Source organism: Anabaena sp. CCY 9910 (assembly GCF_963920875.1).
Classification (GTDB): Bacteria; Cyanobacteriota; Cyanobacteriia; order Cyanobacteriales; family Nostocaceae; genus Trichormus; species Trichormus variabilis.
This window is the reverse complement of sequence record NZ_CAWUDJ010000041.1, coordinates 1-21958: the sequence shown is the minus strand read 5'-3', so window position 1 is coordinate 21958 and position 21958 is coordinate 1. Positions and strand designations below refer to the sequence as shown.

Sequence of the window (21958 nt, the reverse complement as noted above, 5' to 3'; positions counted from 1 at the left end):
AGATATATATATTAATTGTGAGTTGTTTGCCCGATGTCAAATGTGGATCAAGTCAACTATGAACTTGCTGATGAAGTAACAGCTTTACGACAACGTATAGCTGAATTAGAACAACTAGAAAAACAGTATCAGTATAAGCAAGTAGAACTTGAACGGCATATAGAAGATTTGCAAGCAAAACTAAGAACACCAAATATAGCCAACTTTGACATCGAAAGGCATCCAGAACCTGTTACTTTGCAGCGACTCCAGCAAGAAATTTCTCAAAGACAACAGGTAGACGCAGCTTTAACGGAAAGTGAAGAAAGGTGGAGGCTGGCTTTAGATGCTGCCAATTTGGGTTTTTGGGATTGGAATGTCCTGACTGAAAAAGTGGTCTGGTCGGAAAATCACGAGCTGCTGTTTGGTCTAGTTCCGGGTAGTTTTGATGGCGCTTATGAGACTTTTTTATCCTGTGTTCATCCCGAAGATAGAGAATCTGTCATACAGGTTATTAGTGCTTGCTTAGATAACAAGACGGATTACTATGATGAATTTCGTATTGTTTGGCCGGAAAAAAGCATACATTGGATTGCCGCTAAAGGTAGATTTTTCTATAACGAGCAAGGACAGCCAGTGCGGATGATTGGGGTTTGCATGGATATTACCGAAAGCAAACGCTCAGAAGAAAATACTCGACAACTAGCAACCCAAGTTCAAGAACAAGCAAATATCTTAAATGCCATCCTCGCTACATCCGTTGATCATATTTATATCTTAAATAGCACCGGACACTATCAGTATGTCAGTCATGGTGGTGCTGCTGTTTTGGGTCTTCATCCACAGCAGATGATTGGTAAAACTGTACAAGAAATTGATTTACCTCAAGAATTAATAGACAAGATAAATGGTCAATTCCTAACGGTCATGAAAGTTGGGGAACCAATCAAAGACGAATGTGAATATGTAGCGGAAGATGGTACGCATTATTATGAATATATTTTGACACCGTTACGCAACGTTAACCACAGTATTGAGGGTGTGATTACAGTCTCGCGCGATATGACCGAACATAAACGCGCTGAACAATCTATCCGCAATAGTGAAGCCAGATTCCGCCGTTTGTTTGAGTCTAACTTGATTGGGGTAGCTTTTTGGAATGTGGATGGTTTTATTACCGATGCTAATGATGCTTATTTACAAATAGTTGGCTACACCCGTGAAGAATTTGACACCTTAGGCAAAATTAATTGGCGAGAACTCACCCCTCCAGATTGTGAACATTTGGACACTCGCGCGATCGCCGAAGTCAAAGCCAATGGAATTTCTCGCATTTACGAAAAGCAATACATTCAACGCAATGGTAGACGGGTGTCCATTGTGCTGGGAATAGCTTTACTTGATGACTCTGATGAGCAAGGTGTGGCTTTTGTCCTAGATATTAGCGAACGCAAGTTGGCAGAACAACAACGCGATCGCCTATTATGTGCTGAGAGAATAGCCCGTAAAGACGCAGAAATCGCTAACCGCATCAAAGATGAGTTTTTGGCGGTTCTCTCCCATGAACTACGTACCCCCCTCAACCCGATTTTAGGCTGGTCAAAATTGCTACGCTCTCGTCAGTTTGATGCTGCAACTACAGACCGCGCTTTAGAAACTATTGAACGCAACGCTACACTACAAACGCAGTTAATTGAAGACTTATTAGATGTTTCCCGTATCCTCCAAGGAAAATTAAGCCTCAATGTTTGTCCTGTGAGTTTGCCAATTGTCATTGGAGCAGCAATTGATACTGTGCGGCTAGCAGCAGAAGCAAAAGAGATTAAAATTCAAAATGTCTTTGACCCAATTCAGGGTCAAGTTATGGGTGATGCCAATCGTCTACAACAAGTAGTCTGGAATCTTCTTTCTAACGCAGTTAAATTTACATCCCCTGGTGGTACAGTAGAAATCCATCTCAAAGCCGTTAATGATCAAGCACAAATTCAAGTAATTGATACGGGTAAAGGAATTACACCAGAGTTTTTACCTTATGTGTTCGATTACTTCCGTCAGGCTGATGGCACGACGACACGCAAATTTGGTGGCTTAGGTTTAGGACTAGCAATTGTGCGTCAAGTCGTAGAACTGCATGGAGGCACAGTTCAGGCCACAAGTCCAGGGGAAGGATTAGGGGCTACTTTTACGGTTAATTTACCACTCTCACCCAAAAATGAAGCAATGAACCATGAGGATAAAAATCCTGTATCAGCTAACTTGCAACCCGCCACTCTTTCAGGCGTGAGAGTTTTGATTGTAGATGATGAACCAGACATCCGCGACTTAGTTACCTTTATTCTGGAAGATTATGATGTAGAAGTTATCGCTGTCTCATCGGCACAAGAAGCCCTAGAAGCCCTATCCCAATCTCTACCAGATATTATAGTTAGTGATATTGGAATGCCAGATGTAGACGGTTATATGCTGATGCGTCAACTCAGACAACGATCGCCTCAAGAGGGAGGGAATCTGCCGGCGATCGCCCTCACAGCTTACGCCGGAGAAATGAATCAGCAGCAAGCCCTAGCTGCCGGATTCCAACTACATATATCTAAGCCCGTAGATCCAGATGCTTTAATTGAGGCGATCGGTAATTTGGTCAATAGTCAATAGTCAAGGTCATAATTACGATTTAGCTGGGAAACTGCACGACATTAGCGATCAGCTGCGCTGGGTGTTTGCGCCAACGCCTCAATTATAGTAGGACTTATGGGGTAAATAAATACCTGTGTGAGTGCAACTTCTGGTTATCTATTATTCAAATGGGCGATATCAAAACACTAATTATTGACAACTACGACTCTTATACTTTTAATCTCTACCAGATGATTGCTGAAGTCAACGGAGAGTTGCCCCTTGTTATTCATAATGACAAATTAGACTGGTATGAATTAAAACAACTTGTTTTTGATAATATAGTCATTTCTCCTGGGCCTGGTCGTCCTGAAAATCCTCAAGATTTCGGTATTTGTCAACAGATACTACAAAACTATTTAGATGTTCCCTTACTTGGTGTTTGTCTTGGTCATCAAGGAATTGGTCATTATTATGGTGGTAAAATAATTCACGCACCAGAACCTCAACATGGTCGATTGAGTCATGTTTATCACAATGGTTGTGATTTATTCCAAGAAATTCCTACACCTTTCTCTGTTGTTCGTTATCATTCTTTGCTGGTTGCTGAAGAATTACCCAGTTGTTTAGAAAAAGTAGCGTGGACTGAAGACGGTTTAGTGATGGGGTTGCGTCATCGTCATTTGCCATTGTGGGGGGTGCAGTTTCATCCAGAGTCTATCTGTAGCGAGTATGGATATAAACTTCTGGAAAACTTCCAGGCTATTACTAAAGGATTCATCCGCCAAAATGGTGGACATCGCCCCAAATTAGAAAACAAAATTTTCTCTATTTCTCCTAACTCCCTCACTCCAACAACACCCCAAGAATTTACTGTTTTTAGCCAAAAACTAGATTATTATCCTGATACAGAACAGGTATTTGTGCATCTTTTTGGTGAAGATCCTCATGCTTTTTGGCTTGATAGTAGCTTTGTAGAACCAGGATTATCCCGTTTCTCTTTTATGGGGGGAAGCGGGGGGAAAAACAGTTTACTCGTTTCTTACTGCACCCAATCTCAAGAACTGACGATTACACAATCGGGTGAGGTGACACGCACTCAAGAGAGTATTTTTGACTATCTCAAACGAGAAATTAATCGTCGCCGTTGCCCATCTGATGAGCTACCCTTTGATTTCAATTGTGGTTTTGTGGGCTACTTTGGTTATGAACTTAAGGCAGAATCCGGGTCTGGCTTAGAACATCCCTCATCATGTCCCGATGCTATCTTGCTTTTAAGCGATCGCCTGATTGCTTTTGACCACCAAGAGCAAACCACTTACTTAGTTTACCTCGCCCCTGTGGGTGAAACTGCACCAGCTAAAGATTGGTTTGAGCTAACTGAGAAACGTCTGCGGACACTCCCACCTCTTCCTCCCCTCGTCCCTAGTACTACATCTCACCCCGTTACTTTCCGTTTAAGTCGGTCATACCAGACATACAAAGATGATATTTCCAGGTGTCTCAAAGAAATTCGTGAGGGGGAAACTTACCAAGTCTGCCTGACTAATCAATTACGCACAGACACAACTACTGATCCACTGACATTTTATCGCCGATTACGCCAAGTTAATCCGGCTCCCTACTCTGCTTTTCTACGCTTTGGTGAGATGGCGATCGCCTGTTCTTCCCCGGAGCGATTTCTGCAAATTGACCGTCAAGGCTGGGTAGAAACCAAGCCGATCAAAGGTACTGTACGCCGGGGACAGACTCCCGAAGAAGACTTCCTACTCCGGGAAAGTTTGCGTAGCAGCGAAAAAGAGCGAGCTGAAAACTTGATGATTGTTGATTTATTACGCAACGATTTGGGGCGAGTTTGCCAAGTTGGTACTATCCATGTTCCCAAATTAATGGATGTGGAAAGTTACGCGACGGTGCATCAACTTGTCAGCACTATCCGTGGTTTCTTATCCCCCGACATGGACGCAACCGACTGCATCCGGATGGCATTTCCCGGCGGCTCTATGACAGGTGCGCCTAAACTGAGAACTATGGAGATTATTGATCAACTTGAGCAAGAGGCGCGGGGAGTTTATTCTGGGGCGATCGGTTTTTTGGGTGTAAACGGTGCAGCCGACTTGAATATTGTCATTCGTACCGCCGTGCTGACACCAAATCAAACTTCTATAGGGATTGGGGGTGGGATTGTCGCACTCTCTGAGGTGGAAATGGAATTTCAGGAAACTATCCTCAAAGCTGATGCTTTAATTCAGGCGATGCTCTTAACTGTTCACGGAGAATATCATCCCAGTCTCTACCGCATTTTAGGAATGCCAACAGAGGTTCTCTGTTGAGACTAGATATAAGGGTTTTCACTGATTTAAATTTCCAGACTTGCTGCTAAATTTCTTTGAGGTTTTCCTATGCCAATTTATGTTTACTGGGGTGAGGATGACTTTGCGATCGCCAAAGCAGTGACAACTTTACGCGATCGCGTCCTTGATCCTCTGTGGACTAGTTTTAATTACACTAGTTTTCCCCCAGAAGACAGCGAAGCACCTATCCAGGCGTTAAACCAAGTTATGACACCAGTTTTTGGCGCTGGGGGAAGGTTAGTGTGGCTGATGAATACTAACCTCTTACAAAATTGTCCTGAGAATGTATTGGCGGAACTGACGCGCACTTTATCAGTAATTCCCGAAAATTCTTTTTTATTGCTTACCTGTCGTAATAAACCAGATGAACGCTTAAAATCCACAAAATTACTGAAGCAATCCGCCACTGAATTTCGAGAATTTCCCCTCATTCCACCGTGGAAGACGGAGTTACTGATCCAAGCCGTGAATCAAGCTGCTCAAACTGTAGGAGTAAAACTTACACCAAAATCAGCCGAACTTTTAGCAGAAGCTGTAGGTAATGATACACGGCTGCTTTACAATGAGATGGAGAAATTACGCCTGTACGCTGAGGATAACAATCGGCCTATTGAAGAAAATACTGTTACTCGGTTAGTCAGAAATACAACCCACAATAGCTTGCAACTAGCCGCAGCGATTAGAGTGGGGGACACAGCTAAAGCCTTAACTATTTTGGCTGATCTCATCAATGCTGCTGAACCAGAATTGCGGATAATAGCCACCTTAATCGGTCAATTTCGCACTTGGTTATGGGTGAAACTGATGGTAGAAAGTGGAGAACGCAATCCCCAGGCGATCGCCCAAGCTGCTGAAATCGGTAACCCTAAACGTATCTACTTTCTCCAGCAAGAAGTCCAATCACTTTCTCTCAGGCAATTAATTTCTTGTCTACCATTATTACTAGAGTTGGAGGTTACTGTTAAACAAGGCCGGGCTGAGATATCAATACTTCAAATTAAAATCATAGAACTCTGTCAACTATGCCAACGCATCTAAAAAAATATTTTCATAGATGCTATGAGTTGCCGGAACTTATCACTCACAAAATAAATCAAAGTTACTAATATATCCTTGCTGTCTTTCTGTGTCAGACCTGATGAAGATGATAAATCAACCTTTTTACCGACGAACTAGTATGCAAAAGCTGCTTGTCAAAACTTTGTTTTTTGGCATTTTCACTAGTACTAGTTTGTTTATCAGTACTGTGAGCTTAAAAGCTAATGCTCAAAATCAATCGTTTAATAATACGGAAATTACTGGTTATGCTCAAGCTGTATTAGCAATGGAGCCAGCGCGTCAACAAGCCTTTGGAGAAATTAAAAGAATTGTCGGTGATAGAGATGTTCCCAAGATTGTTTGTAATGATCCTAATAGCGTGAATGCTCTACCTGGTAAAGCTAGAGATATAGCTGTTAATTACTGTAATCATTCTCAAAAAATCGTCAGCGATTACGGTCTGACTATAGACCAATTTAATAGAATAACCCTGGAAATCCAAAGTAATAACAACTTAAAACGGCAGGTTTACAATACATTAATCCGCCTACAAAAAAATACTAACTCTCAATAGTTAAAACTATCATTTCACTTGGTCCTATTATCTTGGCGTAAATATTCTAAGTTACTATAAGGACGACAGTAAAACAATTTTATTCTAGTAGATGTTTTTGGCGGAAAATAAATTTTAAATTATAGTGACATGACCGAGTTGAAATATTGCATTATAATTTGATTTGATCATAGGCATCTTACTTCTTCTCGGCGGGCAAGATGCTCATCTCATAACAGTTTTATTGATGTACGTGATTTGTACTATATCAATATGCTGGAAGATGTCTAACAAAAACATGATACTACTAAAATTTATTACTGAAATGAAGATTACTTGAATATTGACACTGCAAAAACCTTAATTCATAAGTAAAAAATTGGATAAAATAATTTTACTTATGAATTAAGATTTTCATTGATTCATTGGTGAACTGCTAGGAATGCCTGGCGTTTAGCGTGAATATTCTTCATGTGTTTCTTGACAGTATTGATAGTAATGTAAAGCTGGGTAGCAATTTCTTTATAGCTATTATGAGAGCGATAAAGTCGCCAGATTTCAGCTTCTCTAGGGGTGAGATCGTATTTCCTGATTTCGGCTAATGCTGCGCTTTTTAAAGATTCATACTGATTTTCAATAGTTACTAATAAACAAGATGTGATGAACTGTTCTAGCTTAATTAATCTGACGCGAACTCTCAATGTATTTGATTTGTCGAGCATAATCTCATCAGATAAAATAATATTTTTTTCAGGATATAAATTATGAGTATTGAGCAAGAGTTGGCACAATTTCCAAATCATCGGCGGAATAAGGTTAGAATCAAGACTACCTTGACTTAGCTGGCAACATAAATCATAAGCTGAAGCATTGGCATGAACTATTTCTCCGGCATTAGTGACAATAAGAATGCCATCTTCTAGTCTTTCCATGACTTCTTGTAAAAAGTTGGCTTTCGTTTCTTTTGATGAAACTTCTATTTGCTCCGATGTCTTTGCGAAAGTCATCATAGATTTTTCTCAATTTTCGTAAAGGAAAAGAGTTGATAGAGTCGGCAAGAATAAATTGAAAAGTGTGAACTAATGTAAAATTATTGTAATTAGGTTGATAGTAAGAATCTGCATCCTCAAATAAGGACTTATCACTCAGTTTTTCCATAGATTAACTTTGCTATAAACCTTTATTTTTCTATGCAGTCCTAGCTAAATTTGACAATGTTGTTAATAGTAAGTAGAACGACTTGAAAAACCAACCTATATTAAGTGATGTAAAAATACTAGACTTCAGTGCGTAGTAAGGACTTTATTCCTTGTTTGAGAACTAAATCCCTCACTACAAACATTTAATTATTTACCCTGTTCTACTTATCAATAAAATACAACTGTTCAATTCTCTATTTCGGATATATCTGCCAAAATCGGGTAGTAGGAACCGAGTAAAATTCTTCCTTATCTCCCCATTGTCATAGGGAAGCGACGATTTGTGTCTGTAAGTAACTGCTAAATGTTTGGATAATGGCAAAATTCTGTGACAATAGATGAACAGTAAGCCGGAATATCTACCTATCCAAGCTACTTATGAACCAAAGTTCCCAAAACAGACCATTGCGCCCTAAACCATTGCAATCATCTTTCCAGTGGCTTTATGCTTTTTGGAAATTTTCCCGCCCACACACAATTATTGGCACGAGTCTCAGTGTTTTGGGCTTATATTTAATTTCTATCGCTGTTAGTTCCACAGGTTTTGCTCTAACTCAGATAAACTCCGTTTTAGGAGCATGGCTGGCCTGTGTATGTGGCAATGTTTATATTGTGGGGTTAAATCAATTAGAAGATATTGAAATTGATAAAGTTAATAAACCTCATTTACCTCTAGCGTCAGGGGAATTTAGCCGTAAACAAGGACAGATAATTGTAATTCTGACGGGAATTCTCGCCCTAGCATTAGCTTGGTTAAATGGCCCTTATTTATTTGGTATGGTGGCGGTGAGTTTAGCTATTGGTACAGCCTATTCTTTACCACCAATTCGTTTAAAACAGTTTCCCTTTTGGGCGGCCCTGTGTATTTTTTCAGTACGGGGAACGATTGTTAATTTAGGACTATATCTGCACTTTAGTTGGCTACTACAAAATAAACAATCAATTCCTCTGCCTGTATGGATATTAACGGTATTTATTTTAATATTTACCTTTGCGATCGCCATCTTTAAAGACATCCCTGATATGGAAGGCGATCGCCTCTACAATATTACCACTCTCACCATCCAACTAGGGCCGCAAGCCGTCTTTAATTTGGCTATGTGGGTATTAACAGTTTGTTACTTGGGTATGGTCATAGTCGGTGTGCTGCGGCTAGGTACAATTAACTCAGTGTTTCTGGTCACAACTCATCTCATAATCCTCTGTTGGATGTGGATGCAGAGTTTAGCCGTAGATATACATGATAAAACAGCGATCGCCCAATTCTATCAATTCATCTGGAAGCTATTTTTCTTAGAATATTTAATGTTTCCCATTGCCTGTCTTTTAGCTTAAAACTATGCTCGACAATCTTCAATTAACTGACCTTTTGGCAACTGTTGCCGTCCTTATTAGTATCACATTCCTAATTTATTTCGCCTGGAAAACCTTAGTTACCTCCAACTTCTTTCAAAAAGGAGTAAATCTCTATCAACAAAAAGATTATCCAGGTGCAGAAGCAGCTTTCCGCAAAGTTATAGCTATCAACTCTACTAATGATGTAGTCCGCTTATTTTTGGGAGATGTTTTAAAGGAACAAGGTAAAGTCGCAGAAGCAACAGAATTATTTCAAGAAGTCATTAACCGTAGCCCAAAAAATCCTCAAGGTTACTTGCGTTTAGCAACTATTCTCATGCAGCAAGAAAAACAAGCAGAAGCTAAAACTAACTTACAAACAGCCCAAGAATTATTGCAAAAACAACGTCAACCAGAAACAGCTAAACGGGTTGCTAAATTATTAGAGCAAATGAATACTAAGACAATCTGATGAATCTGACTGATGTCTACGATGATGCTACACCTACGCACTAATCTAAAATCATGACTCAACAAAAGGGCAAAGTCTACCTTGTGGGTGCAGGGCCGGGAGATGTGGCATACCTCACAGTGAAAGCTTATAATCTACTGGCTACGGCTCAAGTGTTGGTTTATGATGCCCTAGTTGATGAGCAATTGTTGCAGTGTGTATCACCCGATTGTCTTAAAATAGATGTAGGTAAGCGTGGCGGTAAACCCAGCACACCACAAGCCGATATCAATCATTTACTAGTCAAATACTGCCAAGAAGGTGCATTAGTCGTTAGGTTGAAATCAGGCGACCCGTTTATTTTTGGACGCTGTACCTCTGAAATTGAGGCTTTGAAAGCAGCAGGTTGTAAATTTGAGGTAGTACCGGGAATTTCCTCAGCCATAGCCGCGCCTTTATTAGCAGGAATCCCCCTGACTGACCCCGTGATGAGTCGTTGCTTTGCAGTGTTGACAGCCCACGAACCAGAGGTTTTAGACTGGGAGGCGCTATCAAGGTTAGACACCCTAGTCATACTAATGGGTGGGAAAAACTTAGCAGATATAATTAATGAACTTTTAAGAAGAGGCCGATCGCATCTCACACCCATAGCTATTATTCGCTGGGCAGGAAGCCCCAGTCAACAAATCTGGACTGGTCAACTGGGCAATATTCTTGAACAAACAAGGGGTTTATCTCTCTCCCCCGCAGTCATCGTCATTGGTGAAGTTGTCGGGCTACGCAAGTACCTACAACCTGAGAAAATATTTCCAGAGAACTCAACTACACCTATGTCCAGCAACCAACCTCTCACAGGGAAAACCATCCTCGTCACCCGTTCATCTGGTCAATCGAGTCAATTTAGCGATCGCCTAACTACACTTGGCGCTACAGTGATAGAAATGCCAGCATTAGAAATAGGCCCCCCTTCTAGTTGGGAACAGTTAGATCAGGCGATCGCTAATTTATCTCACTTTGACTGGTTAATTCTCACTTCCACCAACGGCGTAGATTATTTCTTTGAAAGGCTACACATCAAAGGTAAAGATACTCGTACTTTAGCTGGGTTAAAAATTGCCGTTGTTGGGGAAAAAACCTCCCAAAGCCTCAAACAAAGAGGAATCCAAGCAGATTTTATCCCCCCTAACTTTGTGGCTGATTCTTTAGTAGAGCATTTTCCCGAATCATTGCTTGGTCAAAAAATTTTATTTCCCAGAGTCGAAAGCGGTGGAAGAGAAATTTTAGTTAAAGAACTATCAGCTAAAGGCGCAGAAGTAATTGAAGTAGCTGCTTATCAATCTTGCTGTCCTAGTAGTATTCCCCTAGCAGCAGAACTAGCCTTAAAAAATCACACAATAGATATAATCACCTTCGCCAGTTCTAAAACTGTGCAATTTTTCCATCAACTTGTAGACAACATATTTCCCCACAATATCCCCAACACTTTAGCAGGAATATGTATTGCTTCTATCGGCCCCCAAACCTCGAAAACTTGTCATACCCTATTAGGTCGAGTAGATATAGAAGCTGAAGAATACACTTTAGATGGATTAACCCAATCAATTATAAATTGGTCATTAAAAGTTTAAAATTCGCCCCGTAGAGTCACCAACAACAATACTTCCCACTCATCTCGAAAATCCTCCGCGTTACTTTGCGCCTACCTCCCATCCCTCCGCGTTTAAAAAAGTTACGAATTGTCGCTCCAAACCACATTAAAATAATGGCACAACGCTCACCCCACAGGAGTATCCAGTTGTGCAGCCGGACTTAATGGGTTTAGAAATCAGTAAAGGAGAACTGAGACGCTTAACTGGGGTGTCACCAGAGAGAGTCCTTCGTCCTGGTATGGTCGCTAACCGTCAACAGCGCTTAAAATTTTGGCAGAATGAAATCTCGTTAGTATTTGTACTATCTGTAGTCATTGTTGGCTTAATTTACGGCTTGATTATTCTGCCAACAATTGGTTCAGCAATTCAACTGGGTATAGTTTTATTTATTATAGTTGCAGTAGTGCTGTTACTAGGGCGATCGCTCTGGCAACGTCTCCAAACCCCAAAGGTACTTATAAAGCTTTTAGATGCAGTTGACCAATATCACGCCTTAATCGTAGCGGTGGATGTAAACGACCAGTTGGCAGTGTCTGGAGATTTAGATAATAGCCTGGATGATAGAGAACAAGTTATCACCACCCTGCAACTGTTACGAGAAGATTTAGTCCAAGCTTTGAAAACAGCGCGGCTTTTGCGGGATAATAAAAAACTGCTTGCTAATCAACAAGAGCTATTTGTCAATAATGTCACCAATATTCAAGCCATTAAAGAAAATACTCAGGCTAGCGAATATGGTCAAATTATCAATCAATTATTGCAGATTGATCTTGATGTACAAGCAGAATTGAGAAAATTACAATCTCAGTGCTGAGTAATGAGTAAGTCATTCATTGCTGATGGGCTTGCTACAAGACCCTCATAACCTTGCTTTTAACTTAGCACTCTTAACTCCGCACTCACCCACTCTTCATTATGAGCAACAAACCCAAAATAATCGTCTTGGATGATGATCCTACAGGTTCTCAAACAGTCCATAGCTGTTTGCTGCTGATGCGTTGGGATGTGGAGACTTTACGCACAGGCTTGCGGGATGATGCACCGATTTTTTTTATCCTTACCAATACTAGAGCCTTACCGCCAGAATCAGCCGCATCTGTGACAAGAGAAGTCTGTCAAAACTTGAAAGTAGCGCTGGCTGCTGAAGCCGTGAATGACTTTCTCATTGTCAGCCGTTCTGATTCTACCTTGCGCGGACATTATCCCATTGAAACCGATGCGATCGCTCAAGAATTAGGCCCATTTGATGCTCATTTTCTTGTCCCTGCTTTTTTTGAAGGGGGACGCATTACCTGCGACAGCATACATTACCTAACTATTGATGGTGTACCTACCCCAGTTCACGAAACTGAATTTGCTCGTGATTCTGTATTCGCCTACCATCACAGCTACTTACCTAAGTATGTGGAGGAAAAAACTCAAGGCGGTATTAATGCGGATTCTGTAGAACGTTTCTTACTAAGTGACATTCGTGCTGGAAGCTTAGAACGCTTACTCAAGCTTACAGATAATCAGTGCGCTGTGGTGGATGGAGAAACTCAAGCGGATCTCAACCGTTTTGCTGTAGATGTATTAGCAGCCGCCAGTCAGGGGAAACGTTTTTTATTCCGCAGTGCTGCCAGTATTCTAACCGCCTTGGCTGCCTTACCACCCCAACCCATCGCTGCCGAAAATATGGCTGAGTATGTGCGAAAAGGTAAACCAGGAGCCGTAATAGTCGGTTCCCATGTCAAAAAAACAACACAACAACTAGAAGCACTGTTACAAGTTGCGGGAACAGTGGGAATTGAAGTCAATGTGTCACGATTACTTGATGATCAGGTAGATGCAGCTGATATACTGTTATCTCAAATTAAAACAAGTGTCGAGGAAGTACACGAATCTGGTAAAACACCGGTAGTTTATACGAGTCGTCAAGAACTCACATTTAAGGATGTTAAAACCCGGTTGGATTTTGGCATCAAAGTATCAAGTTTATTAATGGATATTGTCCGCAATTTACCCCCTGACATTGGATTTCTCATCAGTAAGGGGGGAATTACTTCTAATGATGTATTAAGTACTGGATTAGCTTTAACTTCTGCCCGATTGCTTGGTCAAATTTTACCTGGTTGTTCGATGGTGCTAACATCGTCTAACCATCCTCAATTTCCCGATTTACCAGTAGTGTTATTTCCAGGGAACGTTGGTGATACTAACGCCTTGGGAAAAATTTATCAAAGATTAACTAAAAATACTTAAGTGAGGATGTTGTTGTAATTAGCAACTAGTTTAATATTGGTAATTACCGGGTCTGTCCCTCGTCTTTTGGCTGGTACTGCATGACTTCTGATTCTGCCATCCCCAATTTAGGGTCAAATTCTGCATTTTCGGATGCAGAGTCTAATTCTACCGTTGTCAATCCCAAGTCAAATTCTGTGTCTCCTGATGCAGAATCTAACTCGGTAATTCCTGATGCGGAACTAAATTCTGTTCTTCAGTACTTAAAGTTAAATGCTGAAGTTACTAATGTCGAGTCCGATGCGCCAATGGTGGATGAGCAGGTCAATTCTGCACCTGCTGAGATAAACTTACCCGACCTCGACTTAGATTTAGAACCAACTTCTCAGGCGACAGATGTAAACTCTAACTCTGGTTGGTTGAGTCTGAATGCTCCTGAGTCAGTGGTGGATAATAAAGTTAAAAATAACATCCAAGTACAATTAAAAACAGAAGCTGGACGACTATTAGTAGTTTTACCTACTGAATTACAAGTGCCTGCAACCGAATTTACTTGGTCTGATATTTGGCAACAATTAAAGTTCCGTTTAAATGCAGGCGATCGCCTGCGTACCCGGAACACAACGGTACATTTAGTAGCATACGATCGCCTATTAGATGGTAGGCAACTGCAACAACTCGCGGAAACCTTTAGTGAAGTGCAATTGCAACTCAAATCTGTGGCTACCAGTCGGCGACAAACGGCGATCGCTGCGGTCACATCCGGTTATTCTGTAGAACAATTACAACCAGAAACCGTCCTCAGTTCGCAACCAAAAGCAACTTCCACACCCCAAGCCGACGCTCTGTATCTGGAAATGACCATCCGTTCTGGTGTGGAAATTCGTCACCCAGGTACAGTAATTTTATTGGGAGATATCAATCCAGGTGGTATCGTAGTGGCAGATGGCGACATTCTGGTGTGGGGTCGTCTGCGGGGAATCGCTCATGCTGGGGCTGCGGGTAATCGTGATTGTCTCATCATGTCCTTGCAAATGGAACCAACCCAATTGCGTATCGCTGATGCTGTAGCTAGAGCGCCAGAAAAATCACCGACGCAGTTTTTCCCTGAAGTAGCACATATTACTTCTCAAGGAATACGCATCGTCAGAGCTACTGATTTTTCCAGAAACCAAATAAGTAAGATCAATCAGACACCATAAATATTTAAGATATTTGTCTAACCATAAATCCAGCACATAGTTATCATGACTCGCATTATTGTAATTACCTCCGGTAAAGGAGGGGTGGGTAAAACTACAGTTTCGGCAAACTTGGGGATGGCCTTAGCTAAAATGGGTCGTCAAGTCGCCCTAGTAGATGCGGATTTTGGTCTGAGGAATTTGGATTTGCTACTAGGGCTAGAAAATCGCATTGTCTATACGGCGGTGGAAGTTCTTTCTAGAGAATGTCGCTTAGAACAAGCATTAGTCAAAGATAAGCGCCAGCCTAACCTCGTTCTCCTACCAGCAGCCCAAAACCGGACAAAAGATGCGGTAACGCCCGAACAGATGAAGTTATTGGTGAACGCCCTGGCGCAAAAGTACCAGTATGTGATCATCGATAGTCCAGCCGGGATTGAAAACGGCTTTAAAAATGCGATCGCCCCAGCAAAAGAAGCTCTCATTGTCACCACCCCAGAAATTTCCGCCGTGCGTGATGCTGATAGGGTCGTTGGCTTACTTGAAGCCCAAGGCGTTAAGCGCGTTCACTTGATCATTAACCGGATCAGACCAGCAATGGTTCGGGCAAATGATATGATGTCTGTTCAAGATGTTCAGGAACTTCTGGCAATACCCTTGATTGGAGTACTTCCTGATGATGAGCGTGTTATTGTCTCCACCAATCGCGGCGAACCTCTGGTATTAGGAGATACTCCTTCCCTAGCCGCCGTAGCCGTTGAAAATATTGCTCGCAGATTGGAAGGAGATACAGTTGAATTTCTCGACCTTGACGCACCCCACGATAGCATCTTCGCTCGTTTGCGGAGGTTGTTATGGACTAAGATTGTGTAACCTACTTTCCAATCTCTGCATACTTAATTGGCAATGATCCTCGAATTATTAGACAAACTTTTTTTACGTACTCCCGACACCAGTCGTTCTCACGTCAAACGTCGTCTACAATTGGTGATCGCTCATGACCGCGCCGGCTTAGATCCCGAAACTCTAGAAAAAATGCGCAAAGAGATTTTAGATATCGTCTGCCGCTATGTAGAAGTAGAATCAGACGGTCTAGAGTTTGCCTTAGAAAGCAATCAAAGAACAACCGCCTTGATTGCTAATTTACCTATTCGCCGGGTGAAGCCAGAGCTACCCGCCTTCGACGAAACATCACAGTAGATGTACTGTTTCTATGATTTATGAACGAGTTTGTCAATTGACAATATATCGTTAGATTATGCTGCTCAATAATTTATACCTAACAATGGTTTTAGGTGATTCCCCGAAAACCATAATATATACCTAAACTACATTTGGCATCACTAGGATTATTAACCATGCCCCTTGGCAAAAAAATTCCCGTCATCAACAGTAGTGACAACGGGAATTAGTTATATTTGCTGCCTACTAGCGAGAAGCTACCTGTGGCCCCGCCCAGACTTGTGTCAGCTTATCACCATAAGTAATTGGTTGGTCTGCATCCGTTGTCGCTGCTGTTTTACCGTCAATAGCAACTTTTACTAAAGGCCATTCTTCCTCACCCATTTCGCCAGCACGGAAGATTACGTGATCTGGGTCGTTTTTACTCCAACCTAATAACACAGCAATTTTTTCATGGTCATCTACTTCTTGAGCAGGAGCAACTGTATTAGTTTGATTCTTTTGGCGATCCCAAATTACAGCTTGATCTGTTGAATCCCCAGTGTTGAATATACCTTCAAACTTGCGCGCGAGAAAGCGATCGCTTTTTTCTGACCAACTCACAGGCACTAAAACCCCTATTTTGCCATCGCTATCAGCTGGTTCTGCTGATACTTGCTGTGTATCTAATAAAGGATCATTGGTAACAGTCGTGGCAGCCATCACCCGTAATTTCTTTGTTTGTCTATCCTCAACAAACAAAACACTATTCACTTTAGTGTTGTGCATTTCGGGTTTAACTTCAATTTGTACCCGACTGTAAACAGCATACTTACCATCAGGAGAAACTACAGGCACACTACGGTAGTAACGCACTCCCGAACCACCTCTAGAACCTATGGCTTCTTGAGTTGACAAAATCCATTGCCAAGGAATTGGATGAGGGCTACCAATGGGGTCTGCTTGTGCCTCTGCTCCCTCTTGGGGTTCATCTATTGATATATCTGGAGTGGAGGTTGGTGTTGATGGTTTCAGGCTGGATGCAACTTGACTCGCCACTAATGAATGAGCTTCCGACACTGCGTTCAAAATTGCTTGGTCTTGTTGTTTGAGGGATTGAACAGCTGATTTTTCACCCACAGGTAACTCTGTCGTTGGTGCGAGTTCAACTGCTGCTAGGAGTTTGTTTGTATGGGAGTATTTTTTCGCTACTAGAGACTCTAGGTTGTCGGCTGGTAATATTTGTGGTTTCTCGTCAACCACTATTTCCTGTGGAAAACCTGCAAGTCCTTCCATTCTGGAGTTGACTGGACTTGCTGTTAAGACTTCCGCCAAATTTTGTTCACTAATAACAGCCGCTTCCTGTGGTACCGCATCAGGTGTCTCTGTTTCCGTAGTGGTTTTAGCGATCGCCTTCGATGGCTTTGCTGAACTAGAATGACCTGATGCTACCACCAAGGGAGCAATCAACATGATAACAACAACATAATTAAGAAATGGTTGCACGCGGAACCATCCTGACAGCAAGAGGGGTTTAAGCATGGGTGGGACTCTCCAGAGGGGCGGTTGCTGTATGAGGCGCAAGTTTATTCGACTAAGGAAGCAGGCTGTTGATTACAGGTATAACAACAAACTCAAGGATTTAACTAGATTAAATGAAATTATTTTTTTAAATTTGCAGATTTTTACAAAAGTACAGTTTCATTCTTTACACCTTGGAATTCTAAACTATCGGTTATTACTGAAAATTGCCAACAAAAAACATCAGCAGATTTACTGCCGATTTATGACTTAGAATAGGGATTTTCTACTCCTCAGACGAAGAGCATTGAAGGGATAGTCTGAGCCACAGATTTCTGATAGCTCAAAATATAAACGATAGCTGGACTGTCCGGTTAGCGTGGTTAACAGCGAGGCATGAAAAATTGCTCTGTTGATATTCCGCTACAACAGTACAGACCCTGATAATGGTTTAAGTGAGGCGTTACTTTGAAAATTGGGAAAGCTGACGCACAAGATATATTACCCGAAAAACCACATTATCATCTACCCTTAGATAGAAATTAATCTGGGATTTTTGAGTAACTCCGCTACAATCTTAGCTAAATAGCTGAGAAAATAGCCACAGAAATTTGCTTGGTAGACGTAGCTAAATAGTTAAAGTTACTAGCTGCATAGACAGTTATTAGCTGCCTAGATGCTGGTCAACTTAGTCACAAGTTTACCAAGAAAATCTTAGTTTTGCCACCGTATATTCAATTATTCATTGCCAATCAAAAGTGCTTAGTTGGGTTATGGGAAGTGTTGAGGACAAAAATTAGGCGAGATGGGGGAGAAGATATACTGACAACTGTACGGGCGGGTTTACAGATATCCTCGCTCTCGGACGATGATCTTTATAAACCCGCCCCTACTGACAACTGACTATTGACTAATAACTAATGAAAATTGTATTTTTTGGTACACCTGAATTTGCTGTCCCTACTTTAGAAAAACTGTTACTGAATCAAGAATTTGAGGTTTTAGCAGTAGTTACGCAACCGGATAAACGTCGAGAGAGAGGGAATAAATTAACGCCTTCGCCTGTCAAAAATATGGCGATCGCTCATGATTTACCAATATGGCAACCGGAAAGGATAAAAAAAGATACTGAAACTCTCAAGAAACTTAAGCAATTAGACGCAGATGCGTTTGTTGTAGTTGCCTATGGGCAAATTTTGTCACAAAAAATCCTCGATATGCCCAAATTAGGTTGCGTGAACGTACATGGCTCAATTTTGCCCCAGTATCGAGGTGCTGCACCTATTCAATGGTGTTTATATAACGGCGAAACAGAAACGGGGATCACGACAATGTTAATGGATGCCGGTATGGATACTGGGGCAATGCTACTGAAAGCAACCACACCCATAGGCTTACTTGATAATGCTGATGATGTAGCCCAGAGGCTATCTGTGATTGGTGGAGATTTATTAATAGAAACCTTGTACAAGCTACAGCAAAAGGAAATTCAACCAATCCCGCAAGATAATGCTGCTGCCACTTACGCCTCTTTAATTCAAAAACAAGATTATGGTTTAGATTGGTCAAGAAGCGCGTTGCAACTGCACAATCAAATTAGGGGATTTTACCCAAATTGTACAGCTACCTTCCGTAACCAACCTCTGAAGATTACAGCCTCCTTTCCCCTTGGTGCTGCATACAATGACGAGCTACCACCAGAATTACAAAAAATGTTGCAAAAACTACCTGATTTATCACAGATATCGGGTAGCCCAGGAGAAGTAGTCAGCATAACCAAGGGAGTTGGTGCGATCGCTCAAACTGGTGAGGGACTTTTACTTTTACGGGAGGTTCAGCTACCTGGCAAACGCCCCCAGTCGGGCTGGGATTTTGTGAATGGTACGCGGCTGACGGTGGGAGAAGTGTTAGGAAATGGCAGCTAGTGAGGTTTCATAAGAACGGCAGGACTCACAAGGGCCGTGGGGATTGACTGCACAGCGAATGATTTCTGAGTGGGCATTAAATCTACAGGTGGCATCACCTACTACCCAACGCCCTGCTACTAAAGTTTTTTCTGATGGTCTTTGGGCAGACTGGACGTAAAGAGCTATATTATGCAAACGATAACGCCCTGATTTAAGTTGATATCGATGGCGGCGTTCCAGAACTGCGTAGGTGTTGCCTTCAAAATCGAGATAGTTTCCGGGTTGGGGTGTCCAGTCAAGTTGGACTTTACCGAGGGAGCGACGTGGATGCGTCAGAATCACCTCGGTTGGTAAAGAATCTGGCTCCATGAGTTTATGTGATGTGGTTTACATTATAAAAATAGTATCGCAGCAGCCTACTTTTGCTGATCCGACTTCGACTATAATTAATAATTCACTCTATTATTGAGAAATTTGTCTGTAGCGATCGCCTCACGCCTACAATCGCCGCAAAGCAAGCTAAATCGTTTAAATTAATACCATAAGCATATTCTCTGATGTCTGCTGGCATGGGTATTAATTCCAGAAAGCGATCGCTCATTGATGGCAATCGGGCGTTAAATTTATTTACAGACCGTCATGAATTAACTAGTGTCTTTGCTGCGTATTTACATGACGAGCCAGCAGAGAAAGTATTATCTTTTTCAGGCGATGGTGGTAACGGTAAATCTTTGCTACTGAAGTTTTTACGCACCAAGTGTTGTAAGCGGTTTGGTGCGGATGCTTGGCAGAATTTAAAGACTAAAACGGCGGCGGAAATCGCAGATTATATAGAGTCTGCGGATACTGATCAGTGTGACCTAGTACCAGCGATTCTACAGGACTTTGGGCTACAACCTAATGGTGATGAGCAACCCCAAGACCCATTTTATGGGTTGTTGATGCTTAGGCGATCGCTTTCACGGGCGGCGACAGAATTAGGATATCGACTGCGGTTTCCTTTGTATGACTTTGCCTGTGTTTGGTATCTCAAACAAAAAAATCGCCTCACACGGGAGAAATTAGCAGAATTGTTTCCCGCCGAAGAAATGGACTTGCTGATTGAAATCGTCAATGCAGTCAGCGACACCTCTTGGGGAACTATCGGTAAAGCTGTTTTCGGAATTTTTAATAAGCATTTGGGAGAAAACTTGCTGTTGCATTGGCAGAAGCGAGGACTTAAGAAAGAGGATATAGAGGAAATTCGGGGGATGGATGCGGAAACCGAATTGATGAACGAACTACCGCGCTATTTAGCCCAAGATTTGAATGCGGCAATGTCGCAAGAAAACGCACCACCAAGAATTGTTTTGTTTTTTGATACTCATGAAGCCTTTTGGGGTGGGCAACGCCAACAAACGGGCATACTATACTTTCAAAGGGATGAATGGCTGCGGTATTTTTTAGCAGAGTTGGACTTTAAAGCCGGGATAATCGCCGTTATTGCTGGAAGAGAAGCACCTCGTTGGGCGCAAGCTGATAATTTCCAGATTCCGCAAAAATATATTGATATTCAGTTAGTCAATCATCTTTCATCGACTGATGCAGACGTGTATTTGCAACGTGCTGAAATTGGGGATCAGGCTTTGCGGCAAAGTGCGATCGCCTACTCTAGCGTCACAGCCAATCAAGTACATCCCTTGCTGTTGGGTTTGTCTGCGGATGTGATATTACAGGCGCAAGAACACCTCACACCAGAAGATTTTCCCAAGCAAGAGGCGACATTAAATAAAGCCAAATACCTCATTAACCTGCTGCTGAAATATGCAGATAGAGAATTTGGTTATGCTGTTCATGCTTTAAGTGCTTGTCGCTCATTTAACTTTGAAATTTACCGTCTGCTAGCCGAGGAATTGCATTTTTCCACCACCAAACCAGCCTTCGACATCCTCACAGAATTTTCCTTTGTTTGGGATGTGGAACAGTTGGGTGAAAATTGGTATCGCATCCACGACTTGCTGCGGCGCTTAAACTATGAAAACAGTAATGAAATTACTCAACAGGCTCATGTTGTTTTAGAAAAACACTACCGCCAACAGGGACAAGTCGCAGAAGCAATTTATCACGCTAACCGCTTAGATTGGCGGCGGGGTGTGGATGAATGGGAAGAAGTGTTTGAGCAAGCCTTGCGGCTGAGTCATTATGCACAATGTCGTTCACTGTTGGAAGTGAGGAGTGAGTTGGTAATTAACAGCGATTTTCAAATCGGTAGAGTGTCCCAATCTGAAGGTGATTACTTTGCTCAATTAGCTAAATATCAAGAAGCGCAAACAGAATATTTAGAGGCTGTAGCTGCATACAACCAAGAATTAAGCATTACCCCCGATGATACCGCCACTCTCAACAACAAAGGGTTAGCGTTAGAAAGTTTAGGGAATTTGCAAACACAACTAGCCCAGCATAACCAAGTCATAGAATCCTACACTAGTGCGATCGCTGCCTATGACCAAGCCCTCAATCTCGCTCCTAACTACACCCAAACTATCAACAACAAAGGGTTAGTCTTAAAAAATTTAGGGGATTTGCAAACAAAACTCGCCCAGCATCCCCAAGCCATACAATCCTACACTAGTGCGATCGCTGCCTATGACCAAGCCCTCAATCTCGCTCCTGACTATATCAATGCTCTCAATAACAAAGGGGTAGCGTTACAAAGTTTAGGGAATTTGCAAACAAAACTCGCCCAGCATCCCCAAGCCATACAATCCTACACTAGTGCGATCGCTGCCTATGACCAAGCCCTCAATCTCGCTCCTGA

The 21958-nt window shown here is 41.9% G+C and carries 17 protein-coding genes; 14 read left to right on the top strand and 3 right to left on the bottom strand.

Going from position 1 to position 21958, the window contains the following annotated elements:
- Positions 1-33 precede the first annotated feature (33 nt).
- From ACM5QX_RS23325 to ACM5QX_RS23310, 4 genes are all read left to right on the top strand, one after another.
- The gene (locus ACM5QX_RS23325; protein ID WP_414755726.1) at positions 34-2631 is read left to right on the top strand and encodes a PAS domain S-box protein; all 2598 of its coding nucleotides are present in this window, start codon (positions 34-36) and stop codon (positions 2629-2631) included.
- A gap of 149 nt (positions 2632-2780) precedes the next feature.
- A complete protein-coding gene (pabB, locus tag ACM5QX_RS23320) occupies positions 2781-4925 on the top strand; it encodes an aminodeoxychorismate synthase component I (protein WP_414755725.1) in 2145 nt (714 codons plus the stop codon).
- A gap of 69 nt (positions 4926-4994) precedes the next feature.
- A complete protein-coding gene (holA, locus tag ACM5QX_RS23315) occupies positions 4995-5984 on the top strand; it encodes a DNA polymerase III subunit delta (protein WP_414755724.1) in 990 nt (329 codons plus the stop codon).
- A 100-nt stretch (positions 5985-6084) separates the two neighbouring features.
- A complete protein-coding gene (locus tag ACM5QX_RS23310; protein WP_414755723.1) occupies positions 6085-6558 on the top strand; it encodes a DUF4168 domain-containing protein in 474 nt (157 codons plus the stop codon).
- 401 nt (positions 6559-6959) lie between these two features.
- Here ACM5QX_RS23310 and ACM5QX_RS23305 read toward each other — a convergent pair whose 3' ends face one another.
- The gene (locus ACM5QX_RS23305; protein WP_011320190.1) at positions 6960-7547 is read right to left on the bottom strand and encodes a helix-turn-helix transcriptional regulator; all 588 of its coding nucleotides are present in this window, start codon (positions 7545-7547) and stop codon (positions 6960-6962) included.
- Positions 7548-8114: 567 nt separating this feature from the next.
- Between ACM5QX_RS23305 and ACM5QX_RS23300 the strand changes: the two genes are divergently transcribed.
- From ACM5QX_RS23300 to minE, 8 genes are all read left to right on the top strand, one after another.
- Positions 8115-9071, top strand: coding sequence for a homogentisate phytyltransferase (locus ACM5QX_RS23300; protein WP_414755722.1), 957 nt, complete (start codon positions 8115-8117; stop codon positions 9069-9071).
- 4 nt (positions 9072-9075) lie between these two features.
- Positions 9076-9543 (top strand): tetratricopeptide repeat protein, encoded by a 468-nt coding sequence (locus tag ACM5QX_RS23295; RefSeq protein WP_414755721.1) that lies wholly within the window; start codon positions 9076-9078, stop codon positions 9541-9543.
- 53 nt (positions 9544-9596) lie between these two features.
- Positions 9597-11150 (top strand): uroporphyrinogen-III C-methyltransferase, encoded by a 1554-nt coding sequence (cobA, locus tag ACM5QX_RS23290; protein WP_414755720.1) that lies wholly within the window; start codon positions 9597-9599, stop codon positions 11148-11150.
- Positions 11151-11319: 169 nt separating this feature from the next.
- Entirely contained in the window at positions 11320-11985 is a 666-nt protein-coding gene (locus tag ACM5QX_RS23285; protein ID WP_414755719.1) for a hypothetical protein, read from the top strand.
- 101 nt (positions 11986-12086) lie between these two features.
- Positions 12087-13412 carry a four-carbon acid sugar kinase family protein gene (locus ACM5QX_RS23280; RefSeq protein ID WP_414755718.1) on the top strand — a complete coding sequence of 442 codons (1326 nt, stop codon included), beginning with the start codon at positions 12087-12089 and terminating at the stop codon, positions 13410-13412.
- Positions 13413-13492: 80 nt separating this feature from the next.
- The gene (gene minC, locus ACM5QX_RS23275; protein ID WP_414755717.1) at positions 13493-14593 is read left to right on the top strand and encodes a septum site-determining protein MinC; all 1101 of its coding nucleotides are present in this window, start codon (positions 13493-13495) and stop codon (positions 14591-14593) included.
- Positions 14594-14638: 45 nt separating this feature from the next.
- A complete protein-coding gene (minD, locus tag ACM5QX_RS23270; RefSeq protein ID WP_010997606.1) occupies positions 14639-15445 on the top strand; it encodes a septum site-determining protein MinD in 807 nt (268 codons plus the stop codon).
- 33 nt (positions 15446-15478) lie between these two features.
- Positions 15479-15772, top strand: coding sequence for a cell division topological specificity factor MinE (gene minE / locus ACM5QX_RS23265; protein WP_011320197.1), 294 nt, complete (start codon positions 15479-15481; stop codon positions 15770-15772).
- Between the two features lie 228 nt (positions 15773-16000).
- Here minE and ACM5QX_RS23260 read toward each other — a convergent pair whose 3' ends face one another.
- Complete coding sequence (locus ACM5QX_RS23260) at positions 16001-17275, bottom strand: hypothetical protein (RefSeq protein WP_414755716.1); 1275 nt, start codon at positions 17273-17275, stop codon at positions 16001-16003.
- Positions 17276-18174: 899 nt separating this feature from the next.
- On the opposite strand from ACM5QX_RS23260, the gene fmt reads away from it, so the two are divergent.
- Positions 18175-19179: a methionyl-tRNA formyltransferase gene (gene fmt / locus ACM5QX_RS23255; protein ID WP_414755715.1), complete on the top strand. Its 1005-nt coding sequence runs from the start codon at positions 18175-18177 to the stop codon at positions 19177-19179.
- On the opposite strand, the gene ACM5QX_RS23250 is transcribed toward fmt, so the two are convergent.
- Positions 19162-19530 (bottom strand): DUF6464 family protein, encoded by a 369-nt coding sequence (locus ACM5QX_RS23250; protein WP_011320200.1) that lies wholly within the window; start codon positions 19528-19530, stop codon positions 19162-19164. The two genes, fmt and ACM5QX_RS23250, sit on opposite strands and share 18 nt — an antisense overlap.
- A gap of 200 nt (positions 19531-19730) precedes the next feature.
- On the opposite strand from ACM5QX_RS23250, the gene ACM5QX_RS23245 reads away from it, so the two are divergent.
- Positions 19731-21958, top strand: a 2228-nt coding sequence (locus ACM5QX_RS23245; protein ID WP_414755714.1) for a tetratricopeptide repeat protein, incomplete at its 3' end; no start/stop codon positions are given.

Coding starts and splice junctions, on each gene's coding strand:
- ACM5QX_RS23305 (WP_011320190.1), bottom strand. CDS start 7,547: ATGATGACTTTCGCAAAGACATCGGAGCAAATAGAAGTTTCATCAAAA.
- ACM5QX_RS23325 (WP_414755726.1), top strand. CDS start 34: ATGTCAAATGTGGATCAAGTCAACTATGAACTTGCTGATGAAGTAACA.
- minC (WP_414755717.1), top strand. CDS start 13,493: ATGACTTCTGATTCTGCCATCCCCAATTTAGGGTCAAATTCTGCATTT.
- minD (WP_010997606.1), top strand. CDS start 14,639: ATGACTCGCATTATTGTAATTACCTCCGGTAAAGGAGGGGTGGGTAAA.
- cobA (WP_414755720.1), top strand. CDS start 9,597: ATGACTCAACAAAAGGGCAAAGTCTACCTTGTGGGTGCAGGGCCGGGA.
- pabB (WP_414755725.1), top strand. CDS start 2,781: ATGGGCGATATCAAAACACTAATTATTGACAACTACGACTCTTATACT.
- ACM5QX_RS23280 (WP_414755718.1), top strand. CDS start 12,087: ATGAGCAACAAACCCAAAATAATCGTCTTGGATGATGATCCTACAGGT.
- minE (WP_011320197.1), top strand. CDS start 15,479: ATGATCCTCGAATTATTAGACAAACTTTTTTTACGTACTCCCGACACC.
- ACM5QX_RS23250 (WP_011320200.1), bottom strand. CDS start 19,530: ATGGAGCCAGATTCTTTACCAACCGAGGTGATTCTGACGCATCCACGT.
- ACM5QX_RS23310 (WP_414755723.1), top strand. CDS start 6,085: ATGAAGATGATAAATCAACCTTTTTACCGACGAACTAGTATGCAAAAG.
- ACM5QX_RS23295 (WP_414755721.1), top strand. CDS start 9,076: ATGCTCGACAATCTTCAATTAACTGACCTTTTGGCAACTGTTGCCGTC.
- fmt (WP_414755715.1), top strand. CDS start 18,175: ATGAAAATTGTATTTTTTGGTACACCTGAATTTGCTGTCCCTACTTTA.
- ACM5QX_RS23260 (WP_414755716.1), bottom strand. CDS start 17,275: ATGCTTAAACCCCTCTTGCTGTCAGGATGGTTCCGCGTGCAACCATTT.
- holA (WP_414755724.1), top strand. CDS start 4,995: ATGCCAATTTATGTTTACTGGGGTGAGGATGACTTTGCGATCGCCAAA.
- ACM5QX_RS23300 (WP_414755722.1), top strand. CDS start 8,115: ATGAACCAAAGTTCCCAAAACAGACCATTGCGCCCTAAACCATTGCAA.